Below are 17749 nucleotides of genomic sequence, written 5' to 3' on the forward strand. Positions count from 1 at the left end.
CCGACCGCGGCGCGCGCGTCGGTCCCGCATCGGCGCGCGCGTCCGTCCCGACTCGGCGCGCGCGTGACGGACACGCCGGTCACCGGACCGCGCGCAGCACGCCCACCGCGTCCGCGTGCAGTCCGGGCGCGGCGACGAGGACGCTGTCGGAGCCGGCCGTCCAGGCCGCCCCGGCGGCGTCCGTCACCGCCGCGCCCGCCTCGCGCGCGATCAGCGCGCCGGGCAGCAGGTTGCCCGCGTCCGTCCCGTACTGCCAGAACAGCGCCAGGTGCCCGGAGCCGACCTGCGCCACCTGCAGCGCGGTCGGCCCGAGGTTGCGCACCGCCGGCACCGCGCCCGCCATCGCGGACAGCGACTCGCCCGCCCGGCGCAGCGCCACCGGGTCGGCGGCCACCAGCGGCGGCTGGCTGGTGGCGGCGACGGCGGCCGCCAACTCGCGCTCCAGCGGCGCGATCGGCCGACCGTCCAGCCGGGCCCCGCCGTCCAGCACCGCCCGGTAGGTCCGGCCGCCGTCCAGCTCCGGGGCGTGCACCACGGCCAGCACCGCCGCGCCGTCGCGCACCAGCGTCGCCGTCACCGCCCAGTGCGGCAGCCCGAGCAGGTACTGCACCGCACCGTCGGTCGCGTCGCACACCCACCACTCGCCCTCGGTCGGCACCGTGCCGTCCCACTCCTCCGGCGCCCAGCCGGCCTGCGGGCGCAGCGCGCCCAGTCGCGTGCGCAGCCCGTCGGCGGCGGGGCCGTCCAGCTCCGCGAAGCGGGCCATCGCCTCCTCGGCGGTCCGCGCCGGGGCCGGCTCCACCGGCCGCCGCGCCGCGAGCTCCGCACCGACCTCGCGCACCGCCGCCTCCACGGCCTCCGCCAGCGCCCACCGCTCCGACAGCTCCATCCCGTCCTCCTCGAAGATCGGCTTCCCGCCCATCGGCTTCCCGCCCATCGGGTCCCGCCCATAGGCTCCCGTCCGTTCCGGTCGGGCAGGACAAGGAGTAGCGTCAGGGCTGCCGAAGTGGATGCCGGATCGACCGGAACGACGGAGATCGGACACCATGGACCTCACCACGACCGATCCGGACAGCATGCTGGACACCCTCGACCGGCGGCTGGTCTGTGCGCTCCAGGTGGACGGACGGGCCGAGCCCGGCCGGATCGCCGAGGTGCTGGGCGTCTCCGCCCGCACGGTCACCCGCCGACTGGGCCGGATGCGGCAGGCCGGGGTGCTGCGGGTGGTCCGGATGCCCGACGTCGAGGACGCCGCGGTGGGGGCGCTGCTGCTACGGGTCCGGGTGCTGCGCGGCCGGGTGGACGCGATCGCCCGAGCGCTGGCCGACCGGCCCGACGTCCCCTTCGTCGACGTGATGCTCGGCGGCCACGAGGTCGGTGCCGTGATGCTGAGCGACGCCGGTGCCCGCGACCGCCTGCTGTACGGGCAGTTGCCCGCGACCGAGGCGGTCACCGAGACCACCACCCACGCCGTGCTGCACGCCTTCGCGGACGCCGGCCAGTGGCGGGCCGAGGGGCTGACCGGGCCGGAGGCCGCTGCGCTGGCCCGGCCGGTCGTCCCGCGCCCCGCCGTGCCCCCGCCGTTGGACGACCTCGACCGCGCCCTGCTGGGGCGGCTGGAGGAGGACGCCCGGCAGTCCCACGCGGTGCTGGCCGGGACGGTCGGCGCCCCCGAGTCGACCGTACGGCGCCGGCTGCACCGGCTGGACGGGCTCGGGCTGCTGCGCACCCACGCGACCGTGGACCCCCGGCTGCTCGGCATGGCCGTGGACGCCAACCTCTGGCTGGACGTCCCGCCCGGCCGGCTCGCCGAGGTCGGCAGCGAGCTGGCCCGCCACCCCCGGGTGCACGGCGTCTTCGCCACCAGTGGACCGAGCAACCTGCTGGCCACGCTGTTCTGCCCGGACCACGGCGGCCTCTACCGCTTCCTCACCGACACCCTCGGCCCGCTCGGGGTCACCCGGGCCGAGACCGTGATCACGGCCCGTGCGGTGAAGCGGGCCGGTGTGCTGCTCCGGCAGCCGGGTCGATGAGGCCCTGAGCCGACCGGTCCCACCCGCTCTTACCCGCGGGGTAATCGACGCCCGCCGGACGGCCCGGCAGGCTGGAGGAACCCGGCCGTGCCGCACCGCCGCCGGGCCGAACCCCTGCCAGGAGGCCGATCCGCCATGTCCGCGAACACCCTCACACCCACCGGTTCCGTCCTCTCCCCGTGGACGGTGCGCGGCGTCCTGCGCCTGGACGTCCTGGCGACGGGGGGCAACGGCCTGGCCTACCTGGCCTTCACCGGTCCGTTCGGCGAACTGCTGGGGCTGGGCCGCGCCGTGGTGGTCGGGCTCGGGGCCCTCCTCACCGGCTACGCGCTGGCGGTCGCCGCCCTGGCCGCCCGCCGACGGACGCCGAGGCCCGCCGTCCTGGCCGTGGTCGGTGTCAACTCGACCTGGGTGGTGCTCAGTTCGGTGGTCCTGGCGGTCCATCCGGCGCCCACCGCGGCGGGCGCGGTGTGGATTCCGCTCCAGGCCGCGGCGGTCGCCCTGTTCGTGGTCCTCCAACTCGCCGCCCTGCGTCGCTCCGACCCGCGCTGACCCACCACGCACCGCCCTGCGTCGCTCCGACCCGCGCTGACCCACCACGCACCGCCCCGCCCCGCGCCGCGCCGGGCCACGCCCCGGTCCCGCCGGGCCCCGCTACGCCCCGGTCGCTCCCGGCGCGGAGCCGGACGGGTCCGGACGTTCCGGTCCCACCGCGGACTGCAGGAAGCGGACGGTCTCCGCGTCGGCCGGCAGGAAGGCCTCCAGGGCCAGTTCGGAGACGGTCACGTCCAGCGGGGTGTTGAAGGTCGTGACGGTGGACAGGAAGGAGAGCACCCGCCCCTCGTGCCGCAGTCGCAGCGGCAGGGCGAAGGGGGAGCCCTTCTCCTCCGTCGTCCCGTCGGCCGGCTCGGGGTAGTCGCGCACCTCCTCGTACAGCTGCCGCAACGACTCGTTGCGGCACAGCTCCAGCTGACGCGCCATCCGTTCCAGCAGGTGCCGCCGCCACTGCCGGTGGTTGACGATGCGCGGTGCCAGCCCCTCCGGGTGCAGGGCGATCCGGACCGCGTTCAGCGGCGGCTCCAGCAGCCGCGGGGCGACGCCGTCCAGCACCAGCGCGGCGGCGCGGTTGGCGGCCAGCACCCGGAAGGCCCCGTCGATCACCACCGCCGGGTACGGGTCGTGCGCGGCGAGCAGCCGTTCCAGGCCGCCGCGCAGCGCGTCCATCGACGGGTCGTCCAAGGGCGTCTCGGGGTACTGCGGGGCGTAACCGGCCGCCAGCAGCAGGGCGTTGCGCTCGCGCACCGGGACGTCCAACTCCTCGGCCAGCCGCAGCAGGAGGGCGCGGCTCGGCCGGGCGCGGCCGTTCTCGACGAAGCTGAGGTGCCGGGCCGACGAGCCCGCCTGCAGGGCCAGTTGGAGTTGGCTGAGCTGTCGCCGGTCCCGCCAGCCGCGCAGCAGCGGGCCGACGCCGGTGCCGGTCGGGCCGCCCATGCCCGCCATGATCGTCATGATCGAGGACGGTACTCGAACGAGCCCGGCCGGCGGGAGGGGGCGGCGGGAACGGGGGGTGTGGATCGGGGGAACGGCGGGGGTCAGGCGCCGGTGGTCGAGCCCGGGCGGATCACCATCAGCACCACGACCACGGCCCACAGCAGGTTGAACACCCCGGCGGTCATCGGCAGCAGGCGCAGGCCGCCGAGGGCCTTGGTGTGCTTCTCGTCCGCCGGGTCGAGGCCGAGCGCGTCGACGGCGGCCTGCTGGCCGGGGAGGACGAACAGCAGCAGGGAGAGCGCGGCGACCGCGGTGAGCACCATCGAGACGATCAGCCAGGACTGGCCGAGCACGCCCATCACCTGGGCCACGCCGATGCCCAGCACCGGCACCGCGACGCCGAGCAGGGCGTAGACCTGGGTGATCCGGTGCAGGATGCGCAGCACGCCCGCGTCGGAGGCCTGGTCCGGTCCGCCGGCGAGGGCGGCCTTCGCCCGGCGCGGGAACATGCTGACGGCCACCGCGACCGGGCCTATGAAGAGGACCGACGCGAGGACGTGCAGGCTCAGCAGGAACTTGGCCATGGCGGGGCACCCTTTGATCCGGTGGGCAGCGGGGAGGTCGGCGGGCGCGCGCGGTCGGCGTGCCCACGACCAGGCACGCTAACACCGCTTACTCACCGGCCCACCGGCAGCCCGGTCCGCCCGGTCCACCGGTGGTCCGGTCCATCGGTATCCGGCCCGCCCGGCGCTCAGCCCGCCGGGAGCAGCTCCACGATGCGCGGCGGGGCGGTGCTGACGGCCGCGACGGCGGCGCCCCGTTCGGGGTCGGTCCAGTCGAGCAGGTGCAGGTCCTCGTAGCGGCTGCGCAGCGGGGCGCCGGGCGGGACGTCCAGCGGCAGTGCGGAGAGGTCGGTCCGCCCGAGGGTGTCCAGGGTGGCCCGGCCGATCTTGATCAGCGACTCCTTGCGCACCCACAGCCGAAGGAAGGCCCGGTCCGGCTCGGCGGCCGCCTCGACCAGGGCCAGCTCGGCCGGGGCGAGCACCCGGCGCGCCACCGCGCGCAGCGAGCCGCCCCGGGCGGCCAGCTCGACGTCCACCCCGATCGGCCGGCGGCCGGCCCCGGCCGCGACCACGCCCCGGGTGTGGGACAGGCTCACCTCCACCCCGGGGTGGTCGGGCAGGTACGGCTTGCCGTGGTCGGCGAGTCCGCAGTCCGGGCACTGCTGGGCGAGGACCAGGCCGGCCACCGGAACGTCGAGCAGTTGGGCGGCGCAGAGCCGGACGAGGACGTGCCCGGCGACGAAGTCGGTCCGTCCGGACTCCTGGCGGAAGCGCTCGGCACGCGCCAGCTCGGTATCGGTGAGCAGGTGCTCGCCCGCCTCGGGGTGCCGCAGTACGGCGTCGGCGGACGCGACGGCGACGAGCGGCGCGTCCTGCTCCTGGGCCTCGGTGGTCATGGACTCCAACCTAGCCCGCCGTCCGGTGGCCGACGGGGCGGGGTTGCGCCGCGCGGCCGATTTCCGGTTCGGATCTGAGGGTCTATAGGGTATGAATAGTCCGTTTTGGGGTTGGATGTCCCTGATCTGTGGGATCGCCAGCAGGGACACGGAGCACGGCAGGTCCGCTACCTGCCCTTTTTCTATGTGCGGAGGAATTGTCGATGGGTCAGGCCACCGGTTCGCCGGATCACAGAACGACCGCCGTGAGAAGCGCGCCCGCCGCCGGTCGGCGCCGGGTCGTCCGGATCGCCGTGGCGACCGCCGTCGCCGCGGTGCCGTTGGCCGCCGTGCTGACGGTCGGTTCGGCCGCTCCGCTGGCCCCGCCGCTGGGCGCCTGTTCCGGTCCGGACTGCCCGGCGACCTGGCCGGAGCCGAACAACGGCGACTTCACCGGGCGGGACGCCAGCATCAACGTCTTCACCGGCGGCAACTACACCGTCAACGGCCGTGCGGCCGAGGCCGAGGGCAAGATCGTCACGCTGGGGAACCTGACCGTCGACAAGAACGGCGGCGGCATCTACAACATGGGCGTGGTCGGCGTCGGTTCGCGGGTCGTCCCGCCCAACGGCAGCGACTTCGTCACCGTCGGCGGCAACACCGACGCGTTGAGCGGCAACTCGATCCTGATCGGCGGCAGCGACTCGCACGGCCCGGCCTTCGGCAACCTGCGCCACGCGGGCGCCGTCGACGGCACCGTCACCATCGACCCCACCGGCCAGTCCATCGAGGACCCGAACGCCGCCGCGCCGTACCAGGACGTGCTGACCCAGATCGAGACGGTCTCCGCCTGTGCCGCCACGGCCACCGCGACCGGCACCGTCGACGTCACCGGCAGCGAGGCCACCTTCACCGGTGACGGGACGAGCGCGAAGCAGGTCTTCAACGTCTCCCAGAACCTCGCCTCGCCCAGCGGCGGGCAGATCGGCCTGGTCTTCAACAACATCCCGGCCGGGGCCACCGTCGTGGTCAACATGCTCGGCGACAGCCCGCTCATCAACACCTACACCGGCACCGGCGCGGCGGGCGACCAGACCACCGACATGCGCTCCAAGCTGATGTACAACTTCCCGACCGCGACCAACGCCCAGATCCTGGGCAGCGCCCAGTTCCAGGGCTCCGTCCTGGCCGGCAACCCCGGCGGCACCATGACCATCGCCCAGCCGGGCATGAACGGCCGGGTCTACCTCGCGGGCAACCTGATCCACACCGGCACCGGCGGCTACGAACTCCACAGCTACCCGTTCGACGGCGACCTCCCGGACTGCAGGGTGACGCCGAGTCCGTCGCCGAGTTCCTCGTCGCCCTCGGCGAGCCCGACCTCACCCTCGGCGAGCCCGACGTCGCCCTCGCCGACGTCCCCGAGCCCGACCTCCCCGTCGCCCACTTCGCCCTCGCCGACGTCTCCGAGTCCGACGTCTCCGAGTCCGACGTCCCCGAGCCCCACCTCTCCGTCGCCGACCTCACCCTCGGCGAGCCCGACCTCGCCCGCGCCGACGTCCCCGAGCGGGACCGCCACCTCGCCGTCGGCCGGCGAGTCCACGACGAGCGCGGGCCCCGGCCCGACCAGCCACCACCCGACCCACCCGGGCGGTGAACTGCCCTCCACCGGTGCGGGCAACGCCCCGGTGGTCTTCGGCCTGGCCGGTGTCGGCCTGCTCGGCCTCGGTGGTCTCGCCGTCATGGCTGCCCGCCGTCGCGGCCGCCACAGCTGACGTCGGTAGCAGCGCAGGCTGCCACGCGAAGGCCGCTCGGTCGATCCGACCGGGCGGCCTTCGCCGTTCCCGAAGCCGCGCCCCAAGTCCTGTTCCCAGAGCGGTGGTTCGGCCGAGCTCGCCGACCTGACCGGAACGGCCGAATCGGCCGGACGCCGGTCCGTGGCGCGGCTGCTCCGCTACTCGGCGGTGAAGAAGCGCTGCACCGTGCGGCGCTCGGCGGCGACGGTGTGCACCGGTTCGCCGACCACCCGGCCCGCCAGTAGGACGGCCAGCTCGCCGACGTCCTGCCGCAGCACGGCGGCGGCCGCGTCGCGGTCGGCGGCGATCCGGGTGCGGCCGGCGGCGAGCAGCCGTTCGCGGTCACGGGTGCCGTCGGCGCGGGCCGCCGCGATCGCCGCCGCGCCGCGCTCGGCGTGGTCCCGGCGGATCCGGGCCGCCTCGTGCCGGGCCTCGGCCAGCTCGCGCCGGACGGCCTCCCGGACCGCCTCGGCCTCGGCGCGGACGGCTTCCGCACGTTCGGCGCGGCCCTCGGTCGCGTCCCGGCGCTCCGCCTGCACTCGTTCGACGCGCGGGAGCAGGCGGGTGCCGAGCGTCCACAGCAGCAGGAGGAACAGGGCCAGGCCGAGCACCAGCATGCCGGGATCGGGCCTGAGCGGCCCGAGTTCGATGTGCACGCCAACCTCCCCAAGGTCTGACGAACAGTCAAGAAGGAGGTTTCCCAGGGGCGGTGGCGGTCGAACTCGGGCCCGGCCATGAACTGGGTCACGTCACGTCACGCCACCTGCTGGGCGGTCCGTCCGGCCCGGGCGGCCCGGGTGGGCGGAGCGGTGTCACTGCCCCATGACGTACCTGACGGTCGGCCCGGTGGTCCAGCCGCCGTCCACCGCGAGCTCGGCGCCGGTGACGTAGGAGGAGTCGTCGGAGAGCAGGTAGACCACGGCGGAGGCGATCTCGGGCGCCTCGCCGACCCGGCCCATCGGGGTGTTGGGGTAGTTGCCCTCACCGCGCTGGATGCCGACGGACGCGGTCATCGGGGTGTAGGTCATGCCCGGGTGCACCGAGTTGACCCGGATCCGCTCGGTGCCGAGCTCCACGGCGCCGATCTTGCTGAGGCCGCGCACGCCCCACTTGGAGGCGCCGTAGCCGGCCGTGAGCGCCAGGCCCATCAGGCCGGCCGCCGAGGAGATGTTGACGATCGAGCCGCCGCCGACCGCGCGCAGGGCCGGGACGACGGTCTTCATGCCGATGAAGACGCCGGTCAGGTTGATGTCCAGGACCTTGCGGAAGTGCTCGACGCTCTCGTCGGCGAGCAGCGAGCCGGTCGAGATGCCGGCGTTGTTGACCAGGCCGTGCACCGCGCCGAACTCCGCCGTCGCGAAGTCCACCACGCGCTGCCAGTCCGCCTCGGAGGTCACGTCGTGGCGTACGAACCGGGCCCGCTCGCCGAGTTCGGCGGCGGTGGCCCTGCCGTCCTCCTCCAGGACGTCGGTGATCACCACGTTGGCGCCGGCCGCGACGGCGAGCCCGGCCGCCTCGGCGCCGAGGCCGCGGGCGCCGCCGGTGATGATGACGGTCTTGCCGGTGAGGTCGTTCATGGGGTGCTCCTTGCGGGGGTGGGGGCGGAGAGCATGGCGGCGGACACCGTCACCAGGTCGGCGAGGAAGGTCTCCTCGTCCGTGAGGGGGGTGGACCCGGTGAGGTACTGCTGTGCCCGGTCGGCCAGGGCCGCGCCGATCAGGGTGAGGACCAGGTCGATCCGTTCCAGCCGGATCGGTTCCGGCAGCGCGGTGATCCGCTCCTCGACCAGCTCGATCAGTCGCCAGTAGCCGCCGCCCGCCAGGGTGGGGTGCGGGGTCCGGGTGCGGACCCCGCTGCTGTGGCTGACCTGGGCGGAGATCCGCAGGCAGTGCCGGCCCTGGTCGGTGCGCAGCTCGGTGGCCTCGGCCGTGACCAGGGCGCCGAGCAGTCCGGGCAGGTCCGCGTCCGCGAGTGCGGGCAGACGCGGCGCGAGGGCCCGCTCGGTGCGGTCCTGGCGGCCGGCCATGATCGCGTCGAGCAGGCCCTCGCGGGAGCCGAAGTGGTACTGCACGGCGGAGGGGTTGCCCTGTCCGGCCAGCCGGGTGATGTCCCTGGTCAGGGCGCCTTCCACGCCCCGGGTGGCGAAGAGTTCCTCCGCCGCCCGCAGCAGCCTCTCGCGGGTCTCGTGGCCCGCTGTCGTCCTTGCCATGCGCACCAGATTAATACTGCGCATTATTAACGGCAACGCGCCCCCGGCTCCGACGGCCACGACCGCCCGGCTCCGAGGCCCACGGACCCCGGCTCCGAGGCCCACGGACCCCGGCTCCGACGGCCACGACCGCCGCCTTCCGGTCAGGTCACCTCGCCCCGCCGGGAGAAGCGCTCCTCCCGCCACTCGCCGCTCGCCAGCACCTCGGCCAGCTGCCGGGCCGCGTCCCACACCTCGGTGTACGAGAGGTAGAGCGGGGTGAAGCCGAAGCGCATCAGGTCGGGCGCGCGGAAGTCCCCGATCACCCCGCGGGCGATCAGCGCCTGCACCACCGGGTAGCCGTCCGCGTGCCGCAGCGCGACCTGGCTGCCGCGCCGGGTGTGCTCGCGCGGGGTGACCACCTCGACCCCGTCCAGGCCCTCGACCAGCGCGATGAACAGGTCGGTCAGCGCCAGGCTCTTGGCCCGCACGGCGGCCAGGTCGGCCCGCTCCCAGATGTCCAGCGAGACCTCCAGCGAGGCCTGGCCGAGCAGCGAGGGCGAGCTGGTCAGGAAGCGGCCGATGCCCGGCTTGGGGTCGTACCCGGGCTCGAAGGCGAACGGGCGGGCGTGCCCGAACCAGCCGCTCAGCGGCTGCTGCGGACCGGCCGCCAGGTGCCGCTCGGCGACGTACAGGAAGGCCGGCGAGCCGGGGCCGGAGTTCAGGTACTTGTAGCTGCAGCCGACCGCGAAGTCCGCCCCGGCGGCGCCGAGTCCGATCGGCAGCGCACCCACCGAGTGGCAGACGTCCCAGATCATCAGGGCGCCGGCGGCCTGCACCCGGGCGGTGATCCCGGGCATGTCCAGCAGCTCGCCGGTGCGGTAGTCCACGTGCGACAGGACGACGGCGGCCACGTCGCCGTCCAGGTGCCGGTCCAGCTCCTCGGGGCGGATCAGCACGCTGCGCCCGCCCTCGGCCAGGCCGGTCACGCCCTCGGCGATGTACAGGTCGGTCGGGAAGGCCTCGACGTCGCCGAGCACCGTCCGGCGCTCCGGGCGCAGCCGCAGCGCCGTCGAGAGCACCTTGAACAGGTTCACCGAGGTGGTGTCGCAGACGACCACCTCCGCCGGGTCGGCCCCGATCAGCGGCGCGATCCGCCGACCCAGCCGGTACGGCTGCTCGAACCAGCCGGCGTCGTTCCAGCTGCGGATCAGCTCCCGGCCCCACTCCTGCTCGACCACCCGGGCGACCCGTTCGGGGGTGCGCACCGGCAGCGCGCCCAGCGAGTTGCCGTCCAGGTAGACCACCCCCTCGGGGAGGGTGAACTCCTCGCGGAACGCCGCCAGCGGGTCGACGGCGTCCAGCGCCGCGCACTCCTCGCGCGTGATCATGCCGGTCCCTCTCCCGCCGTCGTCGTTCACAGCTCGTCCCGGATCGTCCACAGCTCCGGGAACACGTCCTGCTCGGCCGCCTTGCGCAGCCAGGTCAGCCCGCTGGAGCCGCCCGAGCCGGGCTTGCCGCCCATGGTCCGCTTGACCGAGGTCAGGTGCCGCTGGCGCCAGCGGGTGACCCGCTCGGCCACGTCCAACAGGGCCTCGGCGAGCGGCTGCAGGGCCGCGAACTCCGGCTCGGTGTAGACCCGGCGCCAGGCCGCCACGACCTCCTCGGAGGGCCGGTAGCGCTGCTCCGATGTCTCCGCGTGCACCGCCAGGCCGTGCCGGGCCAGCAGCCCGAGCGCCTCGTCGTACAGCCCGGGGGAGCGCAGCTCCTCGGCCAACTCGGCCTGGACCTCGGGCATTTCGGTGTACATGTTGAGCAGCGCGGCGTTCTTGTTGCCGAGCAGGAACTCCAGGTGCAGGAAGGCCGAGGACTGGAACCCGGAGGCCTCGCCGAACAGCGCGCGGAAGGAGTTGAACTCCTGCGGCGTCATGGTGGCCAGCAGGTCCCAGGACCCCACCAGCACGTCCTGGACGTGGGTGCCGCGGCGCAGCGCCGCCAGCGCGGCGGCCAGGTCGTCGTCGTGCAGTGCCTGCCGGGCGATCGTCCACTCGTGCCGCAGCAGGTCGAAGAGCAGCTCCATCACCTGGGTGGTGACGATGAACGACAGCTCGGCCGGCTCCTTGCTGCGCGGGTGCTGGAGGCCGTGCAACTCCTCCAGGCGCACGTACTGCGCGTACGGGGTGCCCCGACCCGGTCGGCCGCCCCGACCGAACGACAGGTTGGGTGTCTCCACCGTGTCGTGCCCCATCCCGATCCCTCCTGGTCCCGTCCGGGCCTCGTCGCCCGGGGCCGGCGGAGTGGACGGACGTCCTGGTTCCACCGGGGAGCCCATTGTGCGGCGCCACGGTGCCCCGCTTGAATGGCCGACGAGCACCGCAACCGGGCTTCGGGTTGTCATTCGCGAGGCGTTCGGCCGAACTGCTTTACGAATGAAAAACCGCTGATCACCACCGCTTTTCGGGAGCCCCATGGACGCCGTCGACCGCCGACTGCTGGCCGAGCTGCAGGCCGACGCCAGGCTCTCGTACAACGAACTCTCCCGCCGGGTGAGCCTGTCCGCACCCGCGGTGGCCGAACGGGTCCGCCGGCTGGAGGCGGACGGGGTGATCAGCGGCTACCACGCCCACGTCGACCCCACCCGGGCCGGGCTGCCGATCACCGCGCTGGTCCAGGTGCAGTGCTACGGCCCGCGCTGCGTGCTGCGCGACCCGGAGGTGGCGACCTGGCCGGAGGTGCTGCAACTGCACCGGGTCACCGGCGGGGCCTGCTGCGTGCTGCTGGTCGCGGTGTCCACGATGGCCGAGTTCGAGGCGCTCTGCGACCGGCTCGGCGGGTACGGCCCGCCGGCCAGCTCGATGATCCTCTCCAGCCCGGTGCCCTGGCGGCCGCTGCTGCCGAGCTGACGAACGTGCGTTGACGTCGACGGCAGGGAGTAGGTTCCTCGGCATGCCGAACGAGCGCCACATCCTGCTGCTGTCCGGGAGCCTGCGGGCCGGATCCGCCAACGAGGCCGTGCTGCGCACCGCCGCCGCCGTGGCGGACACCCTGCCCGGCGTCCGGACCGTGTACCACCCGGGGCCGGCCGGGCTGCCGCACTTCAACCCGGACCACGACACCGACCCGCTGCCGGAGCCGGTGGCCGGACTGCGGGCGGCGATCGGGGCGGCCGACGCGCTGCTGGTCTGCACCCCCGAGTACGCCGGGACGCTGCCGGGCGCGTTCAAGAACCTGCTGGACTGGACGGTCGGCGGGGTCGAGATCGCGGACAAGCCCGTCGGCTGGATCAACTGCGCCGGCCCGGGCCGCGGCGGGGGCGCGGAGGCGACCCTGCGCACCGTCCTCGGCTACACCGGCGCGGCCGTCCTGGACGAGGCCTGCGTGCGGATCCCGCTGGAGCGCGGCGCGGTCGGCCCGGACGGACTGGTCGCCGACCCGCTGGTGCGCGAGCGGATCGGCGCGGTGCTGGCCCGGCTGGCGGCGGGCTGAGCGACGAGGTGGCGGGCTGACGGGCGCGGTGCCGGCCCGGTCGGCGGTGGGTCGAGCGGCCTCAGTGCACCACGGCCAGGGGCACCCCGAGCCCGGCCAGGCCCTCCAGGAAGAGTTCGACCCCGACCGCCGCCAGCAGCAGGCCGAGCAGTCGGGACAGCACCTCCAGCGAGGTGCTGTGGGTGCGCCGCATCAGCGGTGCGAGCAGGGCCACGCAGACGTAGTTGAGCACCGCCACCGCCACGTACGCGCCGGCGACGGCGGCCTTCCAGCCCCAGTCGTTGCGGTTGAGCGAGGCGACCAGGACGGCGGTGATCGCGAGCGGGCTGGCGATGTACGGCAGCAGCAGTTCGCGGACGCCGTCCGCCAGCGGGTTGGTCAGGTGCTCGTCCTCGTCGCCGTCGGTGCCGAGGTGCATCCCGAAGACCAGCGCGACCGCGTAGACGAAGAAGATCGCCCCGCCCGCGAGTTGCAGCGACTGGTCGCTGATGTGGAAGAGCGTGGTGACCTCGTCGGCCCCGAAGCCGAGCACCAGGCCGATCACCGCCGAGATGACCGTGCTCAGCGCGGCCAGTCTGCGCAGTTCCCGGTTGCTGCGGGTCCCGGCCAGCCGGGCGAAGGACAGCATGGTCTTCGGCGGGCCGACCACGGCGAAGAAGGTGATGAAGGCGCTGCCGAGGTTGAAGACGAACATGCGTCCAGCATGACCGCGACGGCCGCGGCCTCCCGCCCGCCACGCCCCGCGGCCGGGCGTGGCGTGGATCTCCCCGCGCGCGGTCCATTCCTCGCGGCGGGCGGATTCGCCCGGATGGCGGCCCCGACTCGAACGGGTGCGCGCTCTCGGGTGCCATGGAGGTAGGTGCGACCGCTCCCCGGCGGTGTGACCACCCTTGGCGGAAACGAGGATGCGACATGTGCCTGAACCGTAAGGACCTGGGCCTGCTGGCCCTGCGCAGCGCGGTCGGCGGGGTGCTGATCGCGCACGGCACCCAGAAGTTGTTCGGCTGGTTCGGCGGTGGCGGCCTGGAGGGCACCACCCGGGCGATGGACCACATGGGCTTCCACCCGGCCCGGCAGAGCGCCGTCGCGGCGGGCCTCGGCGAGGCGGGCGGCGGTGCGCTGCTGGTGGCCGGACTGGCGACTCCGGCGGCGGGCGCGGCGGTGGCCGGGACGATGGCCGGGGCGGTGTCGGTGCACGCCCCGGCGGGCTTCTTCCTGACCAGCGGCGGCTACGAGTACCCCGCGTTCCTGGGCGCGACCGCGCTGGCGCTCGGCCTGGCCGGCCCGGGCCGGTACTCGCTGGACCACGCCACCGGACACGTCTTCGACCGGCCGTGGGTCGGCGCGGCGGCCTTCGTGGCGAGCGCACTGGGGGCGTACGGGGTGGTGGCGCGTCGCCGTCACCTGGTGCGGCTGCGCGAGGAGCGGGCGGCGGTGGAGGCGGACGAGCAGGAGGGGTCCGGGCTCTCCTAGGGTCCGCCCCGTGGGTTCCGTCGGACCGGCCCCGGTGCTTTCACCCGGAGGCAGCACCTCTGCTGGCGGCGGTGCCGGGCGGCTCGGAGGGTGGGCGGGGAGGTGTGCCGGGCGGCCCGGCGCCGGGAAGGAACGAGGGACCCCATGGACCGTACGACGGACCGCCAGCCGCTCACCCGGGTCACCTCAGGGCGGTGTTCGAAGAGTCTGACGAAACGTCAACAACGCTTCACCGCAGCAGTGTTGGCGGCCTCCGTGCTGGCCGTGGCGGGGCTGGCGGGCTGCTCCTCCGGCAAGAGCGCGGGCAGTCCGGCCTCCTCGGCGGCCGGGCAGGCCCAGCAACTGGCGAGCGCCGCCGCCTCCGCCGCCTCGGCGTTGGCCTCGGCGGCCGGCGGAGTGGCGGGCGGGGTGGGCGGGGTGATCGCCTCGGCGGAGGCCGAGGCCTCGGCGGCGATCTCGGCGGCCTCCTCGGCGGTCGCCGGGATCAAGGGCGGACTGGACGCCAAGGGGGACGTCGCGGTCGGGGCGGTGTCGACCGGCGCGGACGGTCGGCCGCAGGTCCGGCTGACCGTCACCAACCACGGGCAGCAGTCGTACCGGTACGTGGTCCAGGTGAACTTCACCGACGGCGGCGGCAGGCTGCTGGACGCGACCGCGGTGACCGTCGACGACGTGGCCGCCGGCGGGAGCGCGGAGGCCGTCGCGCACGCCAACCGCGCCCTCACCGGCACGGTCAAGGCCGAGGTGGCCAACACCGTCCGCTACTGAACCCCGCCCGCGCCCCCGCCGCCGGATCGCCCCCGCCTCCGCCGGACCCCGCCCCCCGTTGTCGAACCCCGCACCGGGTCCGGGCGCCGAAACCCGCTGCTCGGACCCGGTGCGGGCCGGGCGGGCAACCTTAAGCGGGACTCAAGGGCCAACAGCACCCCTTGACGGGCGAGTTGGTCTAGTCCATTTTTATTGCCCAGGTGCAGGGAGCCCCTGAACCGGCGTCACCGGCCTCGTGCCGGGGGCGCCGGTTCGGCACATCCCGGCGTCCGTCATGGCCTGCCCGCTCTACTCCCCACCCCCTGATCTGTCATGTCCCGGTCGTCCGGCCCCACCCCGGACGCACGACCCCGCCGGGCGACGGAACCTCCCCCACGACCAGGAGTCACGCACCCATGCTGCGCTCACGCATTGAAAGGGCCGGGACCCCGGCTCCGGACGGGCCCCGTCGGCGCCGTCCGAAGAGCCTGGCCGCGATCGCGGTCGGCACCACCGCCTCCCTGCTGCTCGGCGCGGGCCTCGCGCTGACCGGCGGCGCCGCGGCCAACGCCGCGACCACCAACTCCACCGGCGCGCCCGCCACCAGCGGCGGCCTCAAGGTCGCCTACTACGACCAGTGGTCGATCTACGCGAACGCGTACTACCCGAAGACGATCCAGGACACCGGCGTGGCCGGGAAGCTGGACTACCTGATCTACGACTTCGCCAACATCTCGCCGACCGACCTGGGCTGTTTCGAGGCGACCAAGGCCGCCGACACCAACGACAACAACCCCAACGCCGGTGACGGCGCGGCCGACGCGTTCGCCGACTACCAGAAGAGCTTCGGCGCGGACATCTCGGTGGACGGCGTCGGCGACGTCTGGAACCAGCCGATCGCGGGCAACCTCAACCAGCTGAAGAAGCTGAAGGCGAAGAACCCCAAGCTCAAGATCCTGCTGTCGATCGGCGGTTGGACCTACTCCAAGTACTTCTCGTCGGCGGCCGCCACGGACGCCTCGCGCAAGCACCTGGTCTCGTCCTGCATCGACATGTTCATCAAGGGCAACCTCCCGTCCGACGCCGGCTACGGCGGCCCGGGCACCGGTGCGGGCATCTTCGACGGCATCGACATCGACTGGGAGTACCCGGGCGGCGGCGGCCACACCGGGAACATCTCCAGCCCGGCCGACAAGCAGAACTTCACCCTGCTGCTGCAGGAGTTCCGCAACCAGCTGGACGCCCAGGGCAAGGCCGACAACAAGACCTACGCCCTGTCGGCGGCGGTCGGTGCCGGCCAGGACAAGATCATGAACGTCGAGACCGACAAGATCGGTCAGTACCTGACCTTCATGGACGTCATGACCTATGACATGCACGGCGGTTGGGACCCCCAGGGTCCGACCAACCACCAGGCGCCGCTGTACTCCGGCCCGAACGACCCGTCGACCCCGGCCAAGCCGGGCAACGGCAAGTACTCGATCGACAACGCCATCAAGGCGTGGACGGTCGGCGACCCGCAGTACGGCATCCCCGGCGGCTTCCCGGCCAGCAAGATCAACATGGGTGTGCCGTTCTACTACCGCGGCTGGACCGGCGTCCAGAACAACGGCAAGAACGGCCTCTTCCAGCCCGCCACCGCCCCGGCGACCGGCGCCGCGATGTCCGGCAACGTCGCGGGCATCCAGATGTACAAGGAGCTGGCCGGCTTCGTCGACAACCCCTCCAAGACCTTCTGGGACGACGACGCCAAGGCGACCTACTTCTACGACGGCAACACCTTCTGGAGCGGTGAGGACGCCCGGTCCATCCAGGCCAAGCTCGACTACGCGCACTGCAACGGCCTCGGCGGCTCCTTCGCCTTCTCGCTGTACGACCTGGGGACCAACACCAGCCTGTTCGACACGATGGTGAACGCCACCAACGGCTCGGCGGCCGGCTGCCCGGCCCCGCCGACCGGCACCCCGAGCCAGACCCCGACCGGTACGCCCACCGGCACCCCCACCGGTACGCCGACGGGCACCCCGACCGGCACGCCCACCGGGACGCCGACCGGCACCCCCACCGGCACCCCGACCTCGCCGGCCACCTGCGCGGCCGCCCCGGCCTGGGACCCGAACGCCACCTACGCGGCCGGCGGCACCAAGGTCTCCTGGAAGGGCCACTACTACACCAACAAGTGGTGGACCAAGGGCGACGACCCGAGCCAGAGCGGCCAGTGGGGCGTCTGGACCGACAACGGCCCCTGCTGACCGGTCGACCGGCCTGACCGGTTGACCGCCCGGGGGTCCGACGGACCCCGCGGCACCTGAACGACGACGAGTCCGGCCCGCCGGGGAGCATCTCCCCGGCGGGCCGGACTCGGTCGTTCCCGCCGCCGGGCGCCACGGCCTCCCGGCGCCACGGCCCCCGGCGATGCCGTCCCGGTGCTACGGCGCCAGATCGGCCGTGCGCCCGAGTGCGTCCGGCTGGCTCTCCTCGATCCGCCGCAGCATCCGGGCCAGCAGCGCGGAGAGCGCGGTGCGCTCCTCGCCCACGACGTCCTGGAGCAGCTCCTCCTCGAACACCGCCGCCATCCGCATCGACTCCAGCCACTTGTCGCGGCCGTTCTCGGTCAGCTCGATGATCACCCGGACCCGGTTGGACTCGTCCCGCTCCCGGGTGACGAGGTCCTCGGCCACCATCCGGTCGATCCGGTGGGTCATCGCGGCCGGGGTGAGGCCCAGCCGCTTGGCCAGCTCGCCCGGCCCCAGCCGGTAGGGGCTGCCGCTGACCACCAGCGCCTTGAGCACCTCCCACTCGGCGGAGGTGATTCCGAGCACAGTCAGCTGCCGGTCGTACGCCACGCCCATCCGCCGGGAGACCCGGTTGAGGGTCTGCACGATCGTCTCGACCTGGGGGTCGACGGTGGGGAACTCCCGCTGGTAGAGCGCCACTTGCTCGGCGATGCCGAGCTCCAGGGGAGTGGCGCGCGGGAGCTTGTCGGCAGCCGGCGACGGCTTGTCCGTAGTCATGCGGACCAGTGTCGCACGGTCGTGCACTCCTTAAGACTTTGACTCCGCACTCTTCCGGTGCTAAGACTTTATCTCGTCAGAGT

Annotated in this window: 19 protein-coding genes; 8 read left to right on the top strand and 11 right to left on the bottom strand. The window is 73.8% G+C overall.

Features of this window, described 5'->3' with window-relative positions; genetic code table 11:
* Window positions 1-79: 79 nt before the first annotated feature.
* On the bottom strand, window positions 80-922 hold the full coding sequence (locus tag AB0O91_RS17440; RefSeq protein ID WP_363433414.1) for an inositol monophosphatase family protein: 843 nt from the start codon (window positions 920-922) through the stop codon (window positions 80-82).
* Window positions 923-1046: 124 nt separating this feature from the next.
* Between AB0O91_RS17440 and AB0O91_RS17445 the strand changes: the two genes are divergently transcribed.
* On the top strand, window positions 1047-2033 hold the full coding sequence (locus AB0O91_RS17445) for an Lrp/AsnC family transcriptional regulator (RefSeq protein ID WP_363433416.1): 987 nt from the start codon (window positions 1047-1049) through the stop codon (window positions 2031-2033).
* A 135-nt stretch (window positions 2034-2168) separates the two neighbouring features.
* Window positions 2169-2585: a hypothetical protein gene (locus AB0O91_RS17450; RefSeq protein WP_363433419.1), complete on the top strand. Its 417-nt coding sequence runs from the start codon at window positions 2169-2171 to the stop codon at window positions 2583-2585.
* Between the two features lie 102 nt (window positions 2586-2687).
* Here the strand turns inward: AB0O91_RS17450 and AB0O91_RS17455 are convergent, their stop codons facing one another.
* The 3 genes from AB0O91_RS17455 to AB0O91_RS17465 form a co-directional block, all read right to left on the bottom strand.
* The gene (locus AB0O91_RS17455; RefSeq protein ID WP_363433421.1) at window positions 2688-3542 is read right to left on the bottom strand and encodes a helix-turn-helix domain-containing protein; all 855 of its coding nucleotides are present in this window, start codon (window positions 3540-3542) and stop codon (window positions 2688-2690) included.
* Between the two features lie 83 nt (window positions 3543-3625).
* Window positions 3626-4108 (bottom strand): hypothetical protein, encoded by a 483-nt coding sequence (locus AB0O91_RS17460; protein WP_363433424.1) that lies wholly within the window; start codon window positions 4106-4108, stop codon window positions 3626-3628.
* Window positions 4109-4275: 167 nt separating this feature from the next.
* A complete protein-coding gene (locus AB0O91_RS17465) occupies window positions 4276-4983 on the bottom strand; it encodes a 4'-phosphopantetheinyl transferase superfamily protein (RefSeq protein WP_363433427.1) in 708 nt (235 codons plus the stop codon).
* Between the two features lie 245 nt (window positions 4984-5228).
* Here AB0O91_RS17465 and AB0O91_RS17470 point away from each other — a divergent pair, with 245 nt between their 5' ends.
* Entirely contained in the window at window positions 5229-6737 is a 1509-nt protein-coding gene (locus AB0O91_RS17470; RefSeq protein WP_363433430.1) for a choice-of-anchor A family protein, read from the top strand.
* A 179-nt stretch (window positions 6738-6916) separates the two neighbouring features.
* Here AB0O91_RS17470 and AB0O91_RS17475 read toward each other — a convergent pair whose 3' ends face one another.
* From AB0O91_RS17475 to AB0O91_RS17495, 5 genes are all read right to left on the bottom strand, one after another.
* A complete protein-coding gene (locus AB0O91_RS17475) occupies window positions 6917-7414 on the bottom strand; it encodes a F0F1 ATP synthase subunit B (RefSeq protein WP_363433433.1) in 498 nt (165 codons plus the stop codon).
* A gap of 156 nt (window positions 7415-7570) precedes the next feature.
* Window positions 7571-8335, bottom strand: a complete 765-nt coding sequence (locus tag AB0O91_RS17480; protein WP_363433436.1) for a glucose 1-dehydrogenase — start codon at window positions 8333-8335, stop codon at window positions 7571-7573.
* Entirely contained in the window at window positions 8332-8967 is a 636-nt protein-coding gene (locus AB0O91_RS17485; RefSeq protein WP_363433439.1) for a TetR family transcriptional regulator, read from the bottom strand. The genes AB0O91_RS17480 and AB0O91_RS17485 overlap by 4 nt, the downstream gene beginning before the upstream one ends.
* Before the next feature lie 143 nt (window positions 8968-9110).
* Window positions 9111-10337 (bottom strand): kynureninase, encoded by a 1227-nt coding sequence (gene kynU, locus AB0O91_RS17490; protein ID WP_363433442.1) that lies wholly within the window; start codon window positions 10335-10337, stop codon window positions 9111-9113.
* 26 nt (window positions 10338-10363) lie between these two features.
* Window positions 10364-11194, bottom strand: coding sequence for a tryptophan 2,3-dioxygenase family protein (locus tag AB0O91_RS17495; RefSeq protein ID WP_363433445.1), 831 nt, complete (start codon window positions 11192-11194; stop codon window positions 10364-10366).
* Between the two features lie 220 nt (window positions 11195-11414).
* Here AB0O91_RS17495 and AB0O91_RS17500 point away from each other — a divergent pair, with 220 nt between their 5' ends.
* Together AB0O91_RS17500 and AB0O91_RS17505 are read left to right on the top strand one after the other, a co-directional pair.
* Complete coding sequence (locus tag AB0O91_RS17500) at window positions 11415-11849, top strand: Lrp/AsnC family transcriptional regulator (protein WP_363433447.1); 435 nt, start codon at window positions 11415-11417, stop codon at window positions 11847-11849.
* A gap of 43 nt (window positions 11850-11892) precedes the next feature.
* Complete coding sequence (locus tag AB0O91_RS17505; RefSeq protein ID WP_363433449.1) at window positions 11893-12432, top strand: NADPH-dependent FMN reductase; 540 nt, start codon at window positions 11893-11895, stop codon at window positions 12430-12432.
* A gap of 61 nt (window positions 12433-12493) precedes the next feature.
* Here the strand turns inward: AB0O91_RS17505 and AB0O91_RS17510 are convergent, their stop codons facing one another.
* Window positions 12494-13126 carry a MarC family protein gene (locus AB0O91_RS17510; protein ID WP_363433451.1) on the bottom strand — a complete coding sequence of 211 codons (633 nt, stop codon included), beginning with the start codon at window positions 13124-13126 and terminating at the stop codon, window positions 12494-12496.
* 218 nt (window positions 13127-13344) lie between these two features.
* Between AB0O91_RS17510 and AB0O91_RS17515 the strand changes: the two genes are divergently transcribed.
* The 3 genes from AB0O91_RS17515 (at window position 13345) to AB0O91_RS17525 (ending at window position 16904) form a co-directional block, all read left to right on the top strand.
* Complete coding sequence (locus AB0O91_RS17515; protein WP_363433454.1) at window positions 13345-13905, top strand: DoxX family protein; 561 nt, start codon at window positions 13345-13347, stop codon at window positions 13903-13905.
* Between the two features lie 144 nt (window positions 13906-14049).
* The gene (locus AB0O91_RS17520) at window positions 14050-14673 is read left to right on the top strand and encodes a hypothetical protein (RefSeq protein WP_363433457.1); all 624 of its coding nucleotides are present in this window, start codon (window positions 14050-14052) and stop codon (window positions 14671-14673) included.
* Between the two features lie 395 nt (window positions 14674-15068).
* Complete coding sequence (locus AB0O91_RS17525; protein WP_363433459.1) at window positions 15069-16904, top strand: glycosyl hydrolase family 18 protein; 1836 nt, start codon at window positions 15069-15071, stop codon at window positions 16902-16904.
* Window positions 16905-17081: 177 nt separating this feature from the next.
* Here AB0O91_RS17525 and AB0O91_RS17530 read toward each other — a convergent pair whose 3' ends face one another.
* Window positions 17082-17666: a MarR family transcriptional regulator gene (locus tag AB0O91_RS17530; RefSeq protein WP_363433462.1), complete on the bottom strand. Its 585-nt coding sequence runs from the start codon at window positions 17664-17666 to the stop codon at window positions 17082-17084.
* Window positions 17667-17749 lie beyond the last annotated feature (83 nt).

The sequence above is a fragment of the Kitasatospora sp. NPDC089797 genome (assembly GCF_040684795.1).
GTDB lineage: Bacteria > Actinomycetota > Actinomycetes > Streptomycetales > Streptomycetaceae > Kitasatospora.